The sequence below is a fragment of the Flavobacterium okayamense genome (assembly GCF_019702945.1).
Lineage (GTDB): Bacteria > Bacteroidota > Bacteroidia > Flavobacteriales > Flavobacteriaceae > Flavobacterium > Flavobacterium okayamense.
This window is the reverse complement of sequence record NZ_AP024749.1, coordinates 2588763-2603919: the sequence shown is the minus strand read 5'-3', so window position 1 is coordinate 2603919 and position 15157 is coordinate 2588763. Positions and strand designations below refer to the sequence as shown.

16 protein-coding genes are annotated in these 15157 nt (G+C 29.5%); 8 read left to right on the top strand and 8 right to left on the bottom strand.

Annotation, left to right across the window (positions count from 1 at the left end; translation table 11 throughout):
• The 6 genes from KK2020170_RS12225 to rsfS all read right to left on the bottom strand — a co-directional run bounded on the left by KK2020170_RS12225 (position 1) and on the right by rsfS (position 4826).
• Positions 1 to 306: an acyl-CoA-binding protein gene (locus KK2020170_RS12225; RefSeq protein ID WP_221258603.1), complete on the bottom strand. Its 306-nt coding sequence runs from the start codon at positions 304 to 306 to the stop codon at positions 1 to 3.
• Complete coding sequence (locus KK2020170_RS12220; protein ID WP_221258602.1) at positions 306 to 953, bottom strand: phosphatidylserine decarboxylase family protein; 648 nt, start codon at positions 951 to 953, stop codon at positions 306 to 308. The genes KK2020170_RS12225 and KK2020170_RS12220 overlap by 1 nt, the downstream gene beginning before the upstream one ends.
• Positions 943 to 1758, bottom strand: a complete 816-nt coding sequence (locus KK2020170_RS12215; RefSeq protein ID WP_221258601.1) for a phosphatidate cytidylyltransferase — start codon at positions 1756 to 1758, stop codon at positions 943 to 945. Before KK2020170_RS12215 ends, KK2020170_RS12220 begins: the two co-directional genes overlap by 11 nt.
• 2 nt (positions 1759 to 1760) lie before the next feature.
• Positions 1761 to 2366, bottom strand: coding sequence for a lactate utilization protein B/C (locus KK2020170_RS12210; protein ID WP_221258600.1), 606 nt, complete (start codon positions 2364 to 2366; stop codon positions 1761 to 1763).
• A 115-nt stretch (positions 2367 to 2481) separates the two neighbouring features.
• Positions 2482 to 4452 carry an ATP-dependent zinc metalloprotease FtsH gene (gene ftsH, locus KK2020170_RS12205; RefSeq protein ID WP_221258599.1) on the bottom strand — a complete coding sequence of 657 codons (1971 nt, stop codon included), beginning with the start codon at positions 4450 to 4452 and terminating at the stop codon, positions 2482 to 2484.
• Positions 4453 to 4454: 2 nt separating this feature from the next.
• A complete protein-coding gene (gene rsfS, locus KK2020170_RS12200) occupies positions 4455 to 4826 on the bottom strand; it encodes a ribosome silencing factor (protein ID WP_221258598.1) in 372 nt (123 codons plus the stop codon).
• Between the two features lie 84 nt (positions 4827 to 4910).
• On the opposite strand from rsfS, the gene KK2020170_RS12195 reads away from it, so the two are divergent.
• Positions 4911 to 5648: a biotin--[acetyl-CoA-carboxylase] ligase gene (locus KK2020170_RS12195; protein ID WP_221258597.1), complete on the top strand. Its 738-nt coding sequence runs from the start codon at positions 4911 to 4913 to the stop codon at positions 5646 to 5648.
• Between the two features lie 97 nt (positions 5649 to 5745).
• Positions 5746 to 8880, top strand: a complete 3135-nt coding sequence (locus KK2020170_RS12190) for a cytochrome c biogenesis protein CcsA (protein ID WP_221258596.1) — start codon at positions 5746 to 5748, stop codon at positions 8878 to 8880.
• A gap of 15 nt (positions 8881 to 8895) precedes the next feature.
• Here KK2020170_RS12190 and KK2020170_RS12185 read toward each other — a convergent pair whose 3' ends face one another.
• Positions 8896 to 9264 (bottom strand): potassium channel family protein, encoded by a 369-nt coding sequence (locus KK2020170_RS12185; protein WP_221258595.1) that lies wholly within the window; start codon positions 9262 to 9264, stop codon positions 8896 to 8898.
• A gap of 92 nt (positions 9265 to 9356) precedes the next feature.
• Here KK2020170_RS12185 and KK2020170_RS12180 point away from each other — a divergent pair, with 92 nt between their 5' ends.
• Positions 9357 to 9944 (top strand): glutathione peroxidase, encoded by a 588-nt coding sequence (locus KK2020170_RS12180; protein WP_221258594.1) that lies wholly within the window; start codon positions 9357 to 9359, stop codon positions 9942 to 9944.
• A 26-nt stretch (positions 9945 to 9970) separates the two neighbouring features.
• Here the strand turns inward: KK2020170_RS12180 and KK2020170_RS12175 are convergent, their stop codons facing one another.
• Positions 9971 to 10465, bottom strand: coding sequence for a GNAT family N-acetyltransferase (locus tag KK2020170_RS12175; RefSeq protein ID WP_221258593.1), 495 nt, complete (start codon positions 10463 to 10465; stop codon positions 9971 to 9973).
• Between the two features lie 74 nt (positions 10466 to 10539).
• Here KK2020170_RS12175 and menD point away from each other — a divergent pair, with 74 nt between their 5' ends.
• The 5 genes from menD (at position 10540) to KK2020170_RS12150 (ending at position 15116) form a co-directional block, all read left to right on the top strand.
• On the top strand, positions 10540 to 12207 hold the full coding sequence (gene menD / locus KK2020170_RS12170) for a 2-succinyl-5-enolpyruvyl-6-hydroxy-3-cyclohexene-1-carboxylic-acid synthase (protein WP_221258592.1): 1668 nt from the start codon (positions 10540 to 10542) through the stop codon (positions 12205 to 12207).
• A gap of 87 nt (positions 12208 to 12294) precedes the next feature.
• Entirely contained in the window at positions 12295 to 12636 is a 342-nt protein-coding gene (locus KK2020170_RS12165) for a DUF2853 family protein (RefSeq protein ID WP_221258591.1), read from the top strand.
• A gap of 105 nt (positions 12637 to 12741) precedes the next feature.
• Positions 12742 to 13602 carry a carboxylating nicotinate-nucleotide diphosphorylase gene (nadC, locus tag KK2020170_RS12160; RefSeq protein ID WP_221258590.1) on the top strand — a complete coding sequence of 287 codons (861 nt, stop codon included), beginning with the start codon at positions 12742 to 12744 and terminating at the stop codon, positions 13600 to 13602.
• On the top strand, positions 13603 to 14529 hold the full coding sequence (locus KK2020170_RS12155; RefSeq protein WP_221258589.1) for a YihY/virulence factor BrkB family protein: 927 nt from the start codon (positions 13603 to 13605) through the stop codon (positions 14527 to 14529).
• Positions 14530 to 14549: 20 nt separating this feature from the next.
• Positions 14550 to 15116, top strand: a complete 567-nt coding sequence (locus tag KK2020170_RS12150) for a chalcone isomerase family protein (RefSeq protein WP_221258588.1) — start codon at positions 14550 to 14552, stop codon at positions 15114 to 15116.
• Positions 15117 to 15157: the final 41 nt, after the last annotated feature.

Here is a 15157-nt window from a genome sequence, read left to right as displayed (position 1 = left end):
TTATTTAGATATTCCTCTTTCTTTCATTAATTGATTAATGATATCAATGTATTGTAGCTTCGCATCATCAATAGATAGGTTCTTTACTTGCATGAGTGCATTTAATTTAAATGCATTTCGTAAATCTTCGCCAGTATCATCACTATTTTGATAATAATTTGGAAAAGCATTTAATCGACTCGAAATTGCATGCTTGTACAAAGCATAAAGAACCAATTGCACATTTTGAGGAACAGATTCTTTTGGAATTAAGTTTGCATTTTCAAATGCTTCATCAAATAAAGTATCTAAATCTTTTTCACTCATTATTTTTTACAAATAATTGTTTTCGCTCCTATAGCTATTTGTCCTAGTTTTAAATTTATTTCAGTACCTAATGGTAAATATATATCTACTCTAGAACCAAATTTTATAAAACCACCATCTTTACCTTGAACAACACGCATTCCTTCTTCTGCGTAGTTTACAATTCTACGAGCTAGAGCTCCTGCAACTTGACGATACATTATTTCGCCATAAATTCTATTGTTGATAACAATAGTAGTACGTTCGTTTTCGGTACTCGATTTTGGTTCCCAAGCAGCTAAAAACTTTCCAGGGTGATATTTACTAAATTTAACTACTCCGTTAACTGGATATCTAGTAACGTGAACATTTATGGGTGACATGAAAATGGAAACCATTAATCTTTTATCGTTAAAATATTCAGGTTCGAAGACTTCTTCAATTACAACAACTTTTCCGTCAACAGGTGCTAATATATGATTATCGCTATTATCAACTTCACGTTTTGGATTTCTAAAAAATTGTAAAACCAAAATTAAAATTAAAATAGCAAGAACTATTAATGCAATTCGCAACCAAGCAATTGAAATATAATCGGTTGCAAATAAGATTACAACTGTAAGTAACAGCGTAATTAAAATGGATTTAGCGCCTTCTTTATGAAACATATTGTAAATAATGTAAAATTAAGTAAAATAAATTTATGAATGGAATTACAAATATAATACTATCTAATCGATCTAATATGCCACCATGACCTGGCATAATTTTACCACTATCTTTGATTCCAGCAACACGTTTAAATTTAGATTCTACTAAATCGCCAAGTGTACTAAAAATACTAACGATAACGGCTATGATAACCCAAAAGTAAAGGTTTTTTGCTCCAATGTAATAATGCGATAAAATTAATCCACTTATTACAGCGAAAATTAATCCGCCAATAAAACCTTCAATTGTTTTTTTAGGTGATATTACTGGAAATAATTTTCTTTTTCCAAAATTTTTACCAACTAAGTAAGCAAAAGTATCGTTTGTCCAAATTAGAATTAATATGCTAATTAAGATTTTCGGATTGTATCCATTAATTCCCATTGGTACATAATTGGTTAAAATAAATGTAAATAATAAATAACCAATCCATAAAAAGTATCTTGTAATGAAATGGAAATTAGTTTTCTTTAAATTGAAAAGATAAAATATCAATTTAATGGCAACAGTAGAACTTGTAACAGTTAAAACTGTTCTTGTAATAAACCAGTTCTCTTTATCCCATAAATAATAATATGAAGCTATAGAAACAATAAGGCAAACCCAAAAATTAAGATGTAAAATTTTTGAAAATTCGTAAACAGCTATTCCTAAAAAGATACCGAAAAGCAAAGCTAAACTCTCTCTTGAATATAATATGCAGGTCAGTAACAAGATGATATAAACTGCACCCGAAATAGCTCTTTTTAGGGTTTCATTCATTCTTATAAATCTTCAAGTAAAAGTAAATAAAGATTTTTATGGCAACTACCATAATGTAAAAAATCTTCTTCTTTTACTTCTTCAAAGTATTTAATAGTAGTAATATTAGAAGGGTATTCTTTATCGTATTTATTTTTAATAAAACGTAAACCATCACTTTTGTTTCCAACTAACTGACTCGTAGTGGCAAAAACAATCATATTAGTAGGTAAATCGTTTGGTTTATGGTGTCTAAATTGATTAGATGAAAATAATATACAACCTTCATCTGCAATCAAGTTTTCACAAGTTGATAAAATAAAAGAAGGTTGTTGAACATTTTTATGTTCAATTTTATTGTCATCTAAAAGATAATGTAAGCGTGAATCGTAACAAATAGCATCTTTTTCAAACCAATCGTTTTCTTCCAATATGTTTATGAAGTTATCAGAAATTTCATCTAAATTTTCACAATAGATAAATTTACCCCCATTTTTTTTAAAATTGAGCATAAACATTTCATCAATGGGAAGTTTAACTTCTGGCGTATAAGGGCTTTTTTCTTCTTTTTCTTTATCGCTTTTTGAAGTGTCGTTAGAGCTTCCGAAAATTTTTCTAAAAAGACTCATTAAAAATTACAGCTGTTTTTTTTTTGTTTCACTAGTAAAGTTCAAAGATAAAAAAATCTTAACTCAATCAATAAAAAGAGTTAAGATTTTTAATATAAGTTTATATAAAATTTAATTAAGCACTTTCAGAAGGTGAATTACCAATCTCGTCAGATTTTTCTTCGGCCTTTGTATTACTGTTGTTTTCGAAAGGACGCATACCAAAAATTGATTCTAAATCATCTTTGAAAATAACTTCTTTTTCAATTAATATATCAGCTAATTGATTCAATTTATCTTTGTTTTCGTCTAGAATTTTAATTGCTCTTTTATATTGTGTTTCAATTAATTCTGAAATTTCCTTATCAATAATTTGTGCAGTTTCTTCAGAATATGGTTTAGAGAAGTTATATTCACTTTGTCCTGATGAATCATAATAAGTGATGTTACCTAATTTATCATTTAAACCATAAATAGTAACCATCGCACGGGCTTGTTTAGTAACTTTTTCTAAATCACTCAAAGCACCTGTTGAAATCTTATTGAAGATTACCTTTTCAGCAGCACGACCACCCATAGTTGCACACATTTCATCAAGCATTTGCTCAGGACGTACAATTAAACGCTCTTCCGGTAAATACCAAGCAGCTCCTAAACTTTGTCCTCGAGGAACAATAGTTACTTTTACAAGAGGAGCAGCGTGTTCAAGCATCCAACTCACAGTGGCATGACCAGCCTCGTGAATTGCAATAGCTCTTTTTTCTTCTGGAGTAACAATTTTATTTTTCTTTTCTAAACCACCGATAATTCTATCAACAGCATCTAAGAAGTCTTGTTTATCTACCGCTTTTTTGTTTTTACGAGCAGCGATTAAAGCTGCTTCATTACAAACGTTTGCAATATCAGCACCAGAAAAACCAGGGGTTTGTTTTGCTAAGAATTCAACATCTAACTCTTCAGCTTTTTTAATTGGTTTTAAATGAACTTCAAATATTTCTTTACGCTCTCTAATATCTGGTAAGTCAACATAAATTTGACGGTCAAAACGACCCGGACGTAATAATGCTTTGTCTAAAACATCTGCGCGGTTTGTAGCTGCTAATACTATTACATTTGAATTACCACCAAAACCATCCATTTCGGTCAAAAGCTGATTTAATGTATTCTCACGTTCGTCATTAGCACCAGTCATATTGTTTTTACCACGTGCACGACCTACAGCATCAATTTCATCAATAAATATAATTGAAGGTGATTTTTCTTTAGCTTGCTTAAATAAATCTCTTACACGTGATGCACCCACACCTACAAACATTTCAACGAAATCTGATCCAGATAGTGAGAAAAATGGTACTTTTGCTTCTCCAGCTACTGCTTTTGCTAACAAAGTTTTACCTGTACCTGGAGGACCAACTAATAAAGCTCCTTTAGGTATTTTACCACCTAATGATGTATATCGGTCTGGGTTTTTAAGAAACTCAACTATTTCTTCAATTTCTTCTTTTGCACCTTCAAGACCAGCTACATTTTCAAATGTTACTTTTGTATCAGTTTTTTCGTCAAATAGTTTAGCTTTAGATTTCCCAATGCTAAAAATTTGTCCACCACCACCTCCTGAGCCTCCAGACATACGTCGCATCATGAAAATCCATAAAGCACCAATAAGTAAGAATGGTAGAAGTATAGATAAAACCTCTCCCCACATACTTTCAGGTTCTTTTTCATAAATGAAATTTGGATCTTTTTTTCCTTGCTCTTCTAGTGACTTTTGGAAAAGTTCTGAATTTCCAATTTCTGTAAAATATTGAGGGCCTTTAGTGTTAGGTTTTCCAAAAACATCTTTGCTTACTTTTTCGTGAGTCTTATTTTTTAAAGCTTCTTCTTTTAAAAATATATTTGCACGATTGTTAGTAAATACAACTTTTGCAACTTGACCAGAATCTAAATATTGATGAAATTTAGACAAAGTTGTAGGTCTTGGGTTACTAAAATCGAATCCGTTACCAAATAACGAAATACCCAAAAACATAACAATGAATAATCCGTAGATCATCCATGGGCTAAACTTTAAATTTGAATTGTTTTTTTTATTGTTTTCTTTTGACATTCTTAATAGTTATTAGGTATTGTGGTAATTTTTGCATCACCCCATAAACTCTCTATATTATAAAATTCACGAACATGTTTTTGGAAAATGTGAACAACAATATTAACATAATCCATTAAAACCCACTCGGCATTTTCTAAACCTTCAACATGCCAAGGTTTTTCATGTAATTCTTTTGAAACTGCTTTTTGGATGGAATTTGAAATTGCAACAACTTGAGTATTTGAATTACCATTACAAACAATGAAATAATCGCAAACTGTATTTTCAATTTCTCTTAAATCTAAAATATCAATGTCGGCTCCTTTAACATCTTCTATCCCTTTTATGATATTTGCCAACAAATCGTCTTTACTTACTAAGTTTTTTGTCATTTAAAAGTTTTATATTTATGCAAAGTTATCATTTTTTGTTATTAATTTTGAACCTTAACATAAGATTAAATTTAATTTCTTTAGATGAATATCATCAAACTCAATGCCATACCTTCTACAAATACTTTTTTGAAGGAATTATCTGCCACTGAAAATCTTGAAAATTTCACTACTGTTGTTACTGAATTCCAGACTAAAGGAAAAGGTCAACGTGGAAATATTTGGCACGTTGAAGAGGGTAAAAATCTTACTTTTAGTACTTTAATCAAAGATTTTTCACTTTTAAAATTTAATCCTTTTCTTTTAAATATTTTAGTTTCAGTAAGTATTGTTCAAGTTTTAGAAAAGTATGACTTGCATAATTTGAAGATAAAATGGCCTAACGACATTTTGGCAGAAAATAAGAAAATTGGCGGAATTTTAATTGAAAATACTTTTAAGAAGACAAATTTTATTGAAGCTGTAATAGGTATTGGCTTAAATGTTAACCAATCTGATTTTGATAATCTTCCTAAAGCAAGCTCTATTTTGCTTTTATCAGGTCATTTTAAAAACAAGGATGAATTATTAGAAAAAATAATTTTACAACTCAAAAATAATTATCAATCACTTCTTGATGGTTTAAACAAAGAAGATTTTTTTTGGGATATATATCATCAATTTTTATTTAGAAAAGATATTCCTTCTGTTTTTCAGGATGTTAATGGCTTAAAGTTTCAAGGGATTATTACAAAAGTTAACGAAGAAGGTAGGTTAGAAGTATTGTTAGAAGATGATAATTTACAAAGTTTTGAAGTGAAAGAAGTATCTCTACTTTATTAAACAAATGATTAATTCATTCTAAACCTATGTTAAATAGATGTAAAAGTTTTTCTTTTTGAGTAAATTTGCCAGACTTTGAAAAACTCAATCTATAAAAATGGATAAAAAAATATTTTCCTTTCTATTTTCAACTCGTTTAATGGCTGTCTTATTTATTGTTTTTGCTGTAGCAATGGCAGCTGGTACTTTTATTGAAAGTGAATATAATACTGAAACAGCTAGAATTCTTATTTACAATGCAAAATGGTTTGAAATTATCATGGCATTTTTCGTTATTAATTTTTTTGGAAATATTGGAAGATATCAATTATGGAAAAGAGAAAAGTGGCCAACATTAATTTTACACTTGTCTTTCATTTTTATTCTAGTTGGAGCATTCATTACTCGTTACATTAGCTATGAAGGTGTAATGCCTATAAGAGAAGGCGAGTCTTCAAATGTAATGTATTCGGATAAAACATATGTAACAGTTCTTGTTGATGGAATGCATGAAGGGCAAATGAGACGTAGACCTTTTGAAATGTCTCAGTATTTTTCTCCTGTTACAAATAACGACTTTACAATTAAAGGAGATTTTAGTTCAATTCCTTTTGAAGTTACGTATGATAATTACATAATGAATGCAAAGCAGGTACTTGTTGAAGATGGAAATGGGGATTTGTATTTAAAAATGGTTGAATCTGGAGATGGAACTCGACATGAGCATTACTTAAAATCAGGAGAAGTTCAAAGTATTCACAATGTTTTATTTGCTTTTAATAAACATACAGAAGGAGCTATAAATGTAACAATCTTAGAAGGGGCTTATTTATTGCAAACACCATTTGAAGGTAACTTTATGCGAATGGCTGATCAAATGAAAGGCGAAGTAGTAAAAGATTCTGTACAACCTTTAAATTTACGTTCATTATATTCACTTGCAGGTACTCAATTTGTTTTTCCAGAACCAGCAATGGCGGGTAGATTAGAATATCAATCAAACAATGATTATAAAGATAAGCAAACTGATGATGCTTTGACTGTAACCGTTAAAACACAAAGTAAAGAAGAAAAAATAACTCTTGTAGGCTCTAAAGGGAAACAAGGTGTTCCTCAAACTGTAAAAGTTGGTGATTTAGAGTTTACTTTATTCTTTGGTAGTAAAGTTTACGAATTACCATTTTCAATTAAGTTAGAAGATTTTATTGCCGATAAATATCCAGGAACTGAAAAAAGTTATGCAGCTTTTAAATCAAAATTAGAAATACAAGATTCAGAACAGAATAAAATATTTAGAGATAGCGTTTTTATGAATAATATTTTAGATTATAGAGGTTATCGTTTCTTTCAAGCAGGCTTTGATCCTGATGAAAAAGGAACCATATTATCTGTAAATCACGATTCATGGGGAACAAATATTACGTACATAGGATACTTTTTGTTGTATTTAGGTTTAATGTTGATTTTATTCTTAAACGGTTCTCGTTTTAGAGATTTAATAAAAAAAATAGATAAAATTGAAAGTAAAAAAGCTGCTTTATCAGTTCTATTGTTTTTATCTTCATTTTTAACTTTTGCTCAAGATCACGATCATCAAATTACTGAAGAATCAAAAGCTCTTGAATTGATTAATAAGTATAAAGTTTCTCAAGAACACGCTGATAATTTTGGAAAAATGGTTATCCAAGATCAAGGAGGAAGGATGAAGCCAATCAATACATTTTCCTCAGAATTACTTCGTAAAGTTTCTAAAAGTGACAATTTTGAAGGAATGGATTCTGATCAAGTGCTTTTATCTATGACGCAATTCCCTCAATATTGGTACAATGTTCCAATTATTTATTTAAAAAGAGGAAATGATAGTATTAGAAAGCTAATTGGTATTGAAACTTCAATTAAAAAAGCTAAACTAATTGATTTCTTTGATGAAAAAGGTAATTATAAATTAGCACCTTTTTTAGAAAAAGCATACGCTACAAATATGCCTAATGTTTTTCAAAAAGACATTAAAGAAACCGATATGCGTGTTAATCTATTATATAGTGCATTAAGTGGAGAAATTTTAAAAGTTTATCCAATTCCTAATGATCCAAATAATAAATGGGTTTCGTATTTAGAGATTCAAGAACCTACAGGAACAGCTCTAGATACAGTAAAAAATTTGATGCCAGTTTATTTAGATGCAATAACAAAATCAGCTGAAACAAATAATTATAAATTTCCTGATACACTTTTAGTAGGCTTGCAAAAATATCAGGCAAAATTTGGAGCAAAAGTTATTCCTTCTCAAAAGAGAATTGATACAGAGATACTTTATAATAAATACGATATTTTTAAACGTCTGTATTATTTATATATGTTGGCTGGAGTCTTTATGTTGATTTTTGCAATTTTACAATTGTTTACAAAAAATAAAACAATAAATTATGTAGTTAATACATTCTATGGAATTATCATTTTCTTTTTTATACTTCATACTTTAGGATTAATTGCGCGATGGTATGTTTCAGGTCACGCACCTTGGAGTGATGCGTATGAAAGTATGATTTATGTTGCTTGGGCAACCATGTTATTCGGAGTTTTATTTGGTAAGAAATCAAAACTTGCTGTATCGGCTACAGCATTTGTAACTTCCATGATATTAATGGTAGCACATTGGAATTGGATGGATCCTTCTATTGCAAACCTTCAACCCGTTTTAAATTCATATTGGTTAATGATTCACGTAGCAATTATTGTTGCCAGTTATGGGCCATTTACTTTAGGGATGATATTAGGAGTCGTTACATTATTATTAATGCTTTTAACCAATGAATCAAATAAAAAAAGATTAAAATTAGCAATTGATGAATTAAGTTACATTAACGAAATGGCGTTAACAATTGGTTTAGTTATGCTAACTATAGGTAACTTTTTAGGAGGGCAATGGGCAAATGAAAGTTGGGGTCGTTATTGGGGTTGGGATCCAAAAGAAACTTGGGCGTTGATTAGTATTATGGTATATGCTTTTGTAATTCACGCTCGATTAGTTCCAGGTTTACGCGGACGATGGATTTACAATGTAATGAGTGTATTTGCGTTTTATTCGATTATGATGACCTATTTTGGTGTAAATTTTTATTTAACAGGATTACACTCTTATGCAAGTGGTGAAAAAGTTGTTACGCCAACATTTGTTTATGTTTCGGTGGCTTTAGTAACCTTATTGTCAATAGCGTCCTATTTCAAGTATAGAAAGTATTTAAAAGTATAAATGAAAAGGGAGAAATTAATATTTCTCCCTTTTTTTTGTATGAATATTGGTTCGGTTTTTATTTTTAAGAATTTCTCTCTTTTCTCGATATCTCATATAGGTGTAATGATGTTGAATGGTGTTGATAAAACTTAAAATCATTCCAATGCCAACAACAATGTATATTATGGTGAATATTTTTCCTGCATCTGTTTTAGGGCTAAAATCACCATAGCCAATTGTTGTTAATGTTACAACCGAAAAATACAAAGAGTCAACAACACTCCAACCTTCAAGATAATGATAGGTTAGTGTTCCAACCATTAATATTATAATTGTTGTAATCAATAAATCACGATATTCATCGTCTTGTAAAAATGATATAATAGTTTTAAAGAAAAACATGCTAAAATAATGTTGTACTAATTTAGTAAGAATTATGAGTTGTTTAACGAAGTAAAGATAATTATTTTGGTAACTTTGAAGAAAAGAAAATTATGATTAAGAAATTTGTACAACTTTTTATGTTCGGTTTAACAATTATTGGTTGTAAACAACAAGAGAGTTTAAACAAAAAACTAACAGGTGAAAACGAAATGGAAAAACAATCAATACATCAATTTACTGTTCAAGATATTGAAGGAAATGAATTTAGTTTTAACGATTTATCTGGAAAGAAAATAATGGTGGTGAATACTGCATCAAAATGTGGATTAACACCTCAATACAAACAGTTAGAGGAAGTTTATCAGCAATACAAAGATGATGATTTTGTTATCGTAGGTTTTCCAGCAAATAATTTTATGAGTCAAGAACCAGGAACAAATGAAGAAATTGCAACTTTTTGCGAACGAAATTATGGTGTTTCATTTCCTATGATGAGTAAAATTTCTGTAAAAGGCGATGATATGCACGAAGTGTACACGTTTTTAACGCAAAAAAGTAAAAATGGAATTGCAGATAGCGAAGTAGAATGGAATTTTCAAAAATATCTTTTAAATGAAAAGGGAGAACTTGAAATGATTATTTCACCAAGAACATTACCTAATGATGAAAAAATATTGAATTGGATAGAAGGAAAATAATTTGAGCGACTTTTTAGTCGCTTTTTTTATAATATTAATTGCATGAATACAGAATGTAACCAACGGTCAAACTTGTATCCAGAATCTTTAATAAAACCAACTTGTTTAAATCCGAATTTTTCGTGAAAGGAAATACTTCCTGTATTTTCAGCATCAATAACTCCAATCATTGTATGTAAATTTTGTGCTTTCGCTTTTTTGATTAATTCCGATAAAATAAGTTTTCCAATTCCTTTGCCTTGATGGTTTGGATGCGCATAAACCGAATGTTCAACAGTAAATTTATAAGCTTCTCTAAATCGAAACTCACTGTAATAACCAAAACCAACAATTGTTTCGTTTTCAACAGCAACTAGAATTGGAAAGTTTTTCGAAATTTTATCTTCAAAAATTGACTCTTGTTGTTCAAGTGTTCTAATATTATAATCGTAAAGTGCAGTTGAATTAATAATGTTGAAATTGATAATTTCTAATATTGCTGAGCAATCATTTTTGCTATACGAACGGATTTCAATTGACATTGCTAAAATATTTATGAAGTAAAAATAATAAAAGAGTAGTTACTTTGTATCTTTGTTTTAAGAATTAAAATAATATGATTTATCCTAAAATTCCTTTGGCACAAAGTGTAATCGAAATTTGCCGATTAAAAGGAATTCAACATATCGTAATTTCACCAGGTTCACGAAATGCGCCTTTAACCATTGGTTTTTCCAATAATGAAGCGTTTCAATGTTATAGCATTGTTGATGAACGATGTGCTGCATTTTTCGCTTTAGGAATTGCGCAACAAATTAAAAAACCAGTCGCTGTAGTTTGTACTTCGGGTTCCGCGTTGTTAAATTATTATCCAGCTTTAGCTGAAGCTTTTTATAGTCAAATTCCTTTGGTTGTAATTTCGGCAGATAGGCCACACGATAAAATTGATATTGGAGACGGTCAAACTATTCGTCAAGAAAATGTATTCGCAAACCATAGTTTGTTTAATGCAAATCTCACCGAAGACGCATCTACTGAAAATGATAAGTTAATTGATGAAGCAATTTCTATTTCAATAATTCAAAAAGGTCCTGTGCATATTAATGTACCGTTTGAAGAACCTTTATACGATACTCAAGATTTTTGTTCGGCTCAGCCAAATGTGACAGAAGCAGTTGCTTTGGAAAATTCTTTTACAATAACTGAATCAGATTTGAATGTTTGGGAAAAAGCTCAAAAAAAATTGATTTTAGTTGGCGAATTATATCCAAATACTATTGAATCTGAAATTATTGATTTTTTAGCAAAAGATGAAAGTGTAGTTGTTTTCACAGAAAAAACTTCAAACCTACATCATGAAAGTTTTATTTCGAATATCGATACTATTATAACGCCATTTACCGAAGAAGATTTTAGGGAATTTCAACCTGATTTATTAATCACGTTTGGAGGAATGATAGTTTCAAAACGAATTAAAGCGTTTCTACGAAAATATAAACCCGAAAATCATTGGCATATTGATGAATTAAGAGCTTATGATACTTTTGGATGTTTGTCAAATCATTTTAAAACAAATCCGAATCATTTTTTTAATGAATTGTTGTTAAGATTTGATTTGTCAGTTCGAGCGGAGTCGAGAACTTACAATGCTAAAATACAAGAAATTGTTGAGGTACGAAAACAAAAGCAATTTGATTTCTTATCTACAGTTCCATATTCCGATTTTAAAGTGTTTGATGCAATAACAAAAGCGTTGCCTAAAAACATCCAACTTCAAGTTAGTAATAGTTCGGCAATTAGATACTTACAATTAGTTGATTTAGACAAATCAGTAGAAGTTTTTTGTAATCGTGGTACTAGTGGAATTGATGGAAGCACAACAACGGCTATTGGTGCCGCTTTAGCAAATAACAAACCTACGGTTTTAATTACTGGTGATATAAGTTTCTTTTACGATAGTAATGCGCTGTGGAATAATTATATTCCGAAGAACTTCAAAATTATTTTAGTAAATAATGGAGGAGGAGGTATCTTCAGGATTTTGCCAGGTCACCAAGAAACGGAAACTTTTACGAAGTATTTTGAAACGTCGCACAACTTAAATGCCAGTCAATTATGTCAAATGTTTAACTTTGATTATTATTCTGCTATAAATGAGAACGATGTAAATAGTAATTTACATGAGTTTTTTCAAAAAAATGAAAAACCTTCATTGCTTGAAATTTTCACTCCAGAAAAAGAAAATGATAAAATTTTAAAAGACTATTTTAAGAAATTGTTATAAAAGTAAAAATCTGACAAAAATCAGCTTATTTTATTACAAAAAAAGTGTATATTTGGTAAAATCTTAATTAACAAAAACATTAATATTATGAGTAAAAGAGATGAACTAATTGCAAAATACGCTGCTGATTTAAAAGATAAATGTGGTGTAACTCCAGACATGGATTTGTTAACAAAAGTAACAATTGGATGTGGTCCTTCAATTTATAATGCGGATTCATCTACTGTTGCAGGTTCAGATGAGAAAGAATTAGCTACAGTGAAAAATAACTTTTTAATTAAAAAATTAGGGTTAAAAGATGGAGCTGATTTAGACAAAGGAATTGATGCAGTTATAGATCAATACGGCAGATCTAATAAGAGTAAATATAGAGCTGTTGTTTATTATTTATTGACTAAGCATTTCAAAAAAGAATCGGTTTATAAATAAAATTAAACTATAAATGATTAATCCCGGCATTTTGTCGGGATTTTTTTATACAAAAATTTTTAATCTACTAATGAATTCCTAATTTAGCATTACAATAATATGAGTATGATTTCAGAAGAACAATTTCAAAAAGAATTAGAGATAATAATTAGTAATGCTATACGAGAAGATGTTGGAGATGGCGACCATAGTTCTTTAGCCTGTATTCCATCAGGAGCTCAAGGAAAGGCAAAGCTTTTAGTTAAAGATGAGGGTGTAATTGCAGGTGTTGAATTTGCTAAAATGGTTTTTAATTTTGTAGATAAAGATATGTATGTTGAAACATTTATAAATGATGGAGAAGAAGTAGTTTATGGTGATGTTGTTCTTCATGTTACAGGTCGTTCTCAATCTATTTTAAAAGCAGAACGATTAGTTTTAAATGCGATGCAAAGAATGAGTGCAATAGCGACTAAAACACGTGAGTTTGTAAAATTGCTTGAAGGAACAAATACTAATATTTTAGATACACGTAAAACTACACCAGGAATTCGTGCTATTGAAAAATGGGCAGTAAAAATTGGTGGTGGCGAAAATCATAGATTTGCATTATACGATATGATTATGCTTAAAGATAATCACATTGACTTTGCTGGCGGAATTACAAAAGCAATTGAAAAAACGCAGAATTACTTAAAATCGAATCATAAAGATTTAAAAATTATAGTAGAAGCTCGAGATTTAAATGAAGTAAAAGAAATTCTTCAATCTGATGGAGTGTATAGAATTTTACTTGATAATTTCAATTATGAAATGACAAGAGAAGCTGTTCACTTAATTGGCTCTAAATGTTTAACTGAGTCTTCAGGTGGAATTAATGAAAATACCATTAGACATTATGCAGAATGTGGTGTAAATTATATTTCTTCTGGCGCTTTAACACATTCGGTTCATAATATGGATTTAAGTTTGAAAGCAATCGAATAGATGTCAGAAGCTATAGAAAATAGATTAAACAAAATCCCAATAATAAAACAATTGGTTGTTCTTGCAAAGAAAATAACATTTGAATCTTTACAAGGATTATCTTTTTATGATATTATTGAGATGTATATTTTAGGAATATTAAAAGGAGCCTTTTCAAATAGAGCAAGTGCTATTGCATTTAGTTTTTTTATGGCACTATTTCCTTTTGCTTTATTTATTTTAAACTTAATACCCTATATTCCTATAGAAAATTTCCAAGATGATTTTTTGTATTTTATTTCTCAAAATGTGCCACCTAATACCTATGACGCAATTCAAGAAATAGTTTACGATATTCTTAATAATAGTTACAAAGGATTATTATCGTCGGGTTTTATCTTGTCAATTTTTTTAATGACTAATGGGATTAATGCTATTTTAGGAGGATTTGAATTGTCAGAACATATAACCATCACAAGAGGTTTCTTTAAACAATATTTTATTGCATTGGCTATATCAATAGCTTTTTCATTAATATTGATTGTAACTGTTGTGGCTATCATTTTCTTTGAAGTGTTAATTCAAAAAATTAAAAGTAGAGGTTTAATATCTGATGATGTTTATTTAATAGAATTAGGCAGATATGTTTTCTTAATTTTAATGATTTTAATTACAACTTCAATACTTTATAAGTTTGGAACTAAGGAAACTTCAAAAATTACTTTTATTAGTTATGGTGCAGTATTTACGACTATTTTGTTCGTAATTTCTTCTTATGTTTTTGGAGTTTATGTAGAAAAATTTGCAAGATATAATGAGCTTTATGGTTCAATTGGTACACTTCTTGTATTAATGTTCTACATATGGATAAACTGTGTGGTTTTGCTTTTAGGTTTCGAATTAAATGCAACACTCAGTAAATTAAAAAGAAAAAATTTATATATTTAACAAAAATTAATCTTAAAATTATGAGAAAGCAATTTTTAATGGCTGTTTTACTAGTAGTAAGTACAGTTTTTTCAGTAAATGCACAAAAAGAAGTTTCAGGTGTTAAAGTAAGCAACAATTTAGTAGTTGAAGGACATGATCTAATGCTAAATGGAGCTGGTTTAAGAGAGAAAATGTGGATTGATCTTTACGTTGGATCATTGTATTTGCCAAAAAAATCAAGTAATGCAGCTGAAATTATGAGTAGTAATGATGCCCAAGCAATTAAATTAAATATTGTTTCAGGTATGATTACATCTGAAAAAATGATAAATGCAGTTAACGAAGGTTTTGAGAATGCAACGGGTGGAAAAACAGCGCCATTAAAAGCTAAAATTGATAAGTTTAAATCATTTTTTAAAGATGAAATTAAAAAAGGAGATGAGTTTTTAATTGCAAATGTTCCAGGTAAAGGAGTTATGGTTTCTAAAAATGGAGTAGCTAAAGGTACTATTGATGGGGCTGATTTCAAAAAAGCTTTATTTGGAATTTGGTTATCAAACAAACCTGCTGATAAAGACTTAAAAGCTGGTATGTTAGGAAAATAATTTTAATACAAATAATATCAAAATGCGTCCAGAAATGGGCG

What these genes read in the sequence shown, in the direction of transcription:
- KK2020170_RS12185 (WP_221258595.1), bottom strand. Translation starts at nt 9,264, where the DNA reads ATGTTTTTCTTTAAAACTATTATATCATTTTTACAAGACGATGAATAT.
- KK2020170_RS12165 (WP_221258591.1), top strand. Translation starts at nt 12,295, where the DNA reads ATGAGTAAAAGAGATGAACTAATTGCAAAATACGCTGCTGATTTAAAA.
- KK2020170_RS12175 (WP_221258593.1), bottom strand. Translation starts at nt 10,465, where the DNA reads ATGTCAATTGAAATCCGTTCGTATAGCAAAAATGATTGCTCAGCAATA.
- nadC (WP_221258590.1), top strand. Translation starts at nt 12,742, where the DNA reads ATGATTTCAGAAGAACAATTTCAAAAAGAATTAGAGATAATAATTAGT.
- KK2020170_RS12180 (WP_221258594.1), top strand. Translation starts at nt 9,357, where the DNA reads ATGATTAAGAAATTTGTACAACTTTTTATGTTCGGTTTAACAATTATT.
- KK2020170_RS12190 (WP_221258596.1), top strand. Translation starts at nt 5,746, where the DNA reads ATGGATAAAAAAATATTTTCCTTTCTATTTTCAACTCGTTTAATGGCT.
- menD (WP_221258592.1), top strand. Translation starts at nt 10,540, where the DNA reads ATGATTTATCCTAAAATTCCTTTGGCACAAAGTGTAATCGAAATTTGC.
- KK2020170_RS12150 (WP_221258588.1), top strand. Translation starts at nt 14,550, where the DNA reads ATGAGAAAGCAATTTTTAATGGCTGTTTTACTAGTAGTAAGTACAGTT.
- KK2020170_RS12210 (WP_221258600.1), bottom strand. Translation starts at nt 2,366, where the DNA reads ATGAGTCTTTTTAGAAAAATTTTCGGAAGCTCTAACGACACTTCAAAA.
- KK2020170_RS12220 (WP_221258602.1), bottom strand. Translation starts at nt 953, where the DNA reads ATGTTTCATAAAGAAGGCGCTAAATCCATTTTAATTACGCTGTTACTT.
- ftsH (WP_221258599.1), bottom strand. Translation starts at nt 4,452, where the DNA reads ATGTCAAAAGAAAACAATAAAAAAAACAATTCAAATTTAAAGTTTAGC.
- KK2020170_RS12225 (WP_221258603.1), bottom strand. Translation starts at nt 306, where the DNA reads ATGAGTGAAAAAGATTTAGATACTTTATTTGATGAAGCATTTGAAAAT.
- KK2020170_RS12215 (WP_221258601.1), bottom strand. Translation starts at nt 1,758, where the DNA reads ATGAATGAAACCCTAAAAAGAGCTATTTCGGGTGCAGTTTATATCATC.
- KK2020170_RS12195 (WP_221258597.1), top strand. Translation starts at nt 4,911, where the DNA reads ATGAATATCATCAAACTCAATGCCATACCTTCTACAAATACTTTTTTG.
- rsfS (WP_221258598.1), bottom strand. Translation starts at nt 4,826, where the DNA reads ATGACAAAAAACTTAGTAAGTAAAGACGATTTGTTGGCAAATATCATA.
- KK2020170_RS12155 (WP_221258589.1), top strand. Translation starts at nt 13,603, where the DNA reads ATGTCAGAAGCTATAGAAAATAGATTAAACAAAATCCCAATAATAAAA.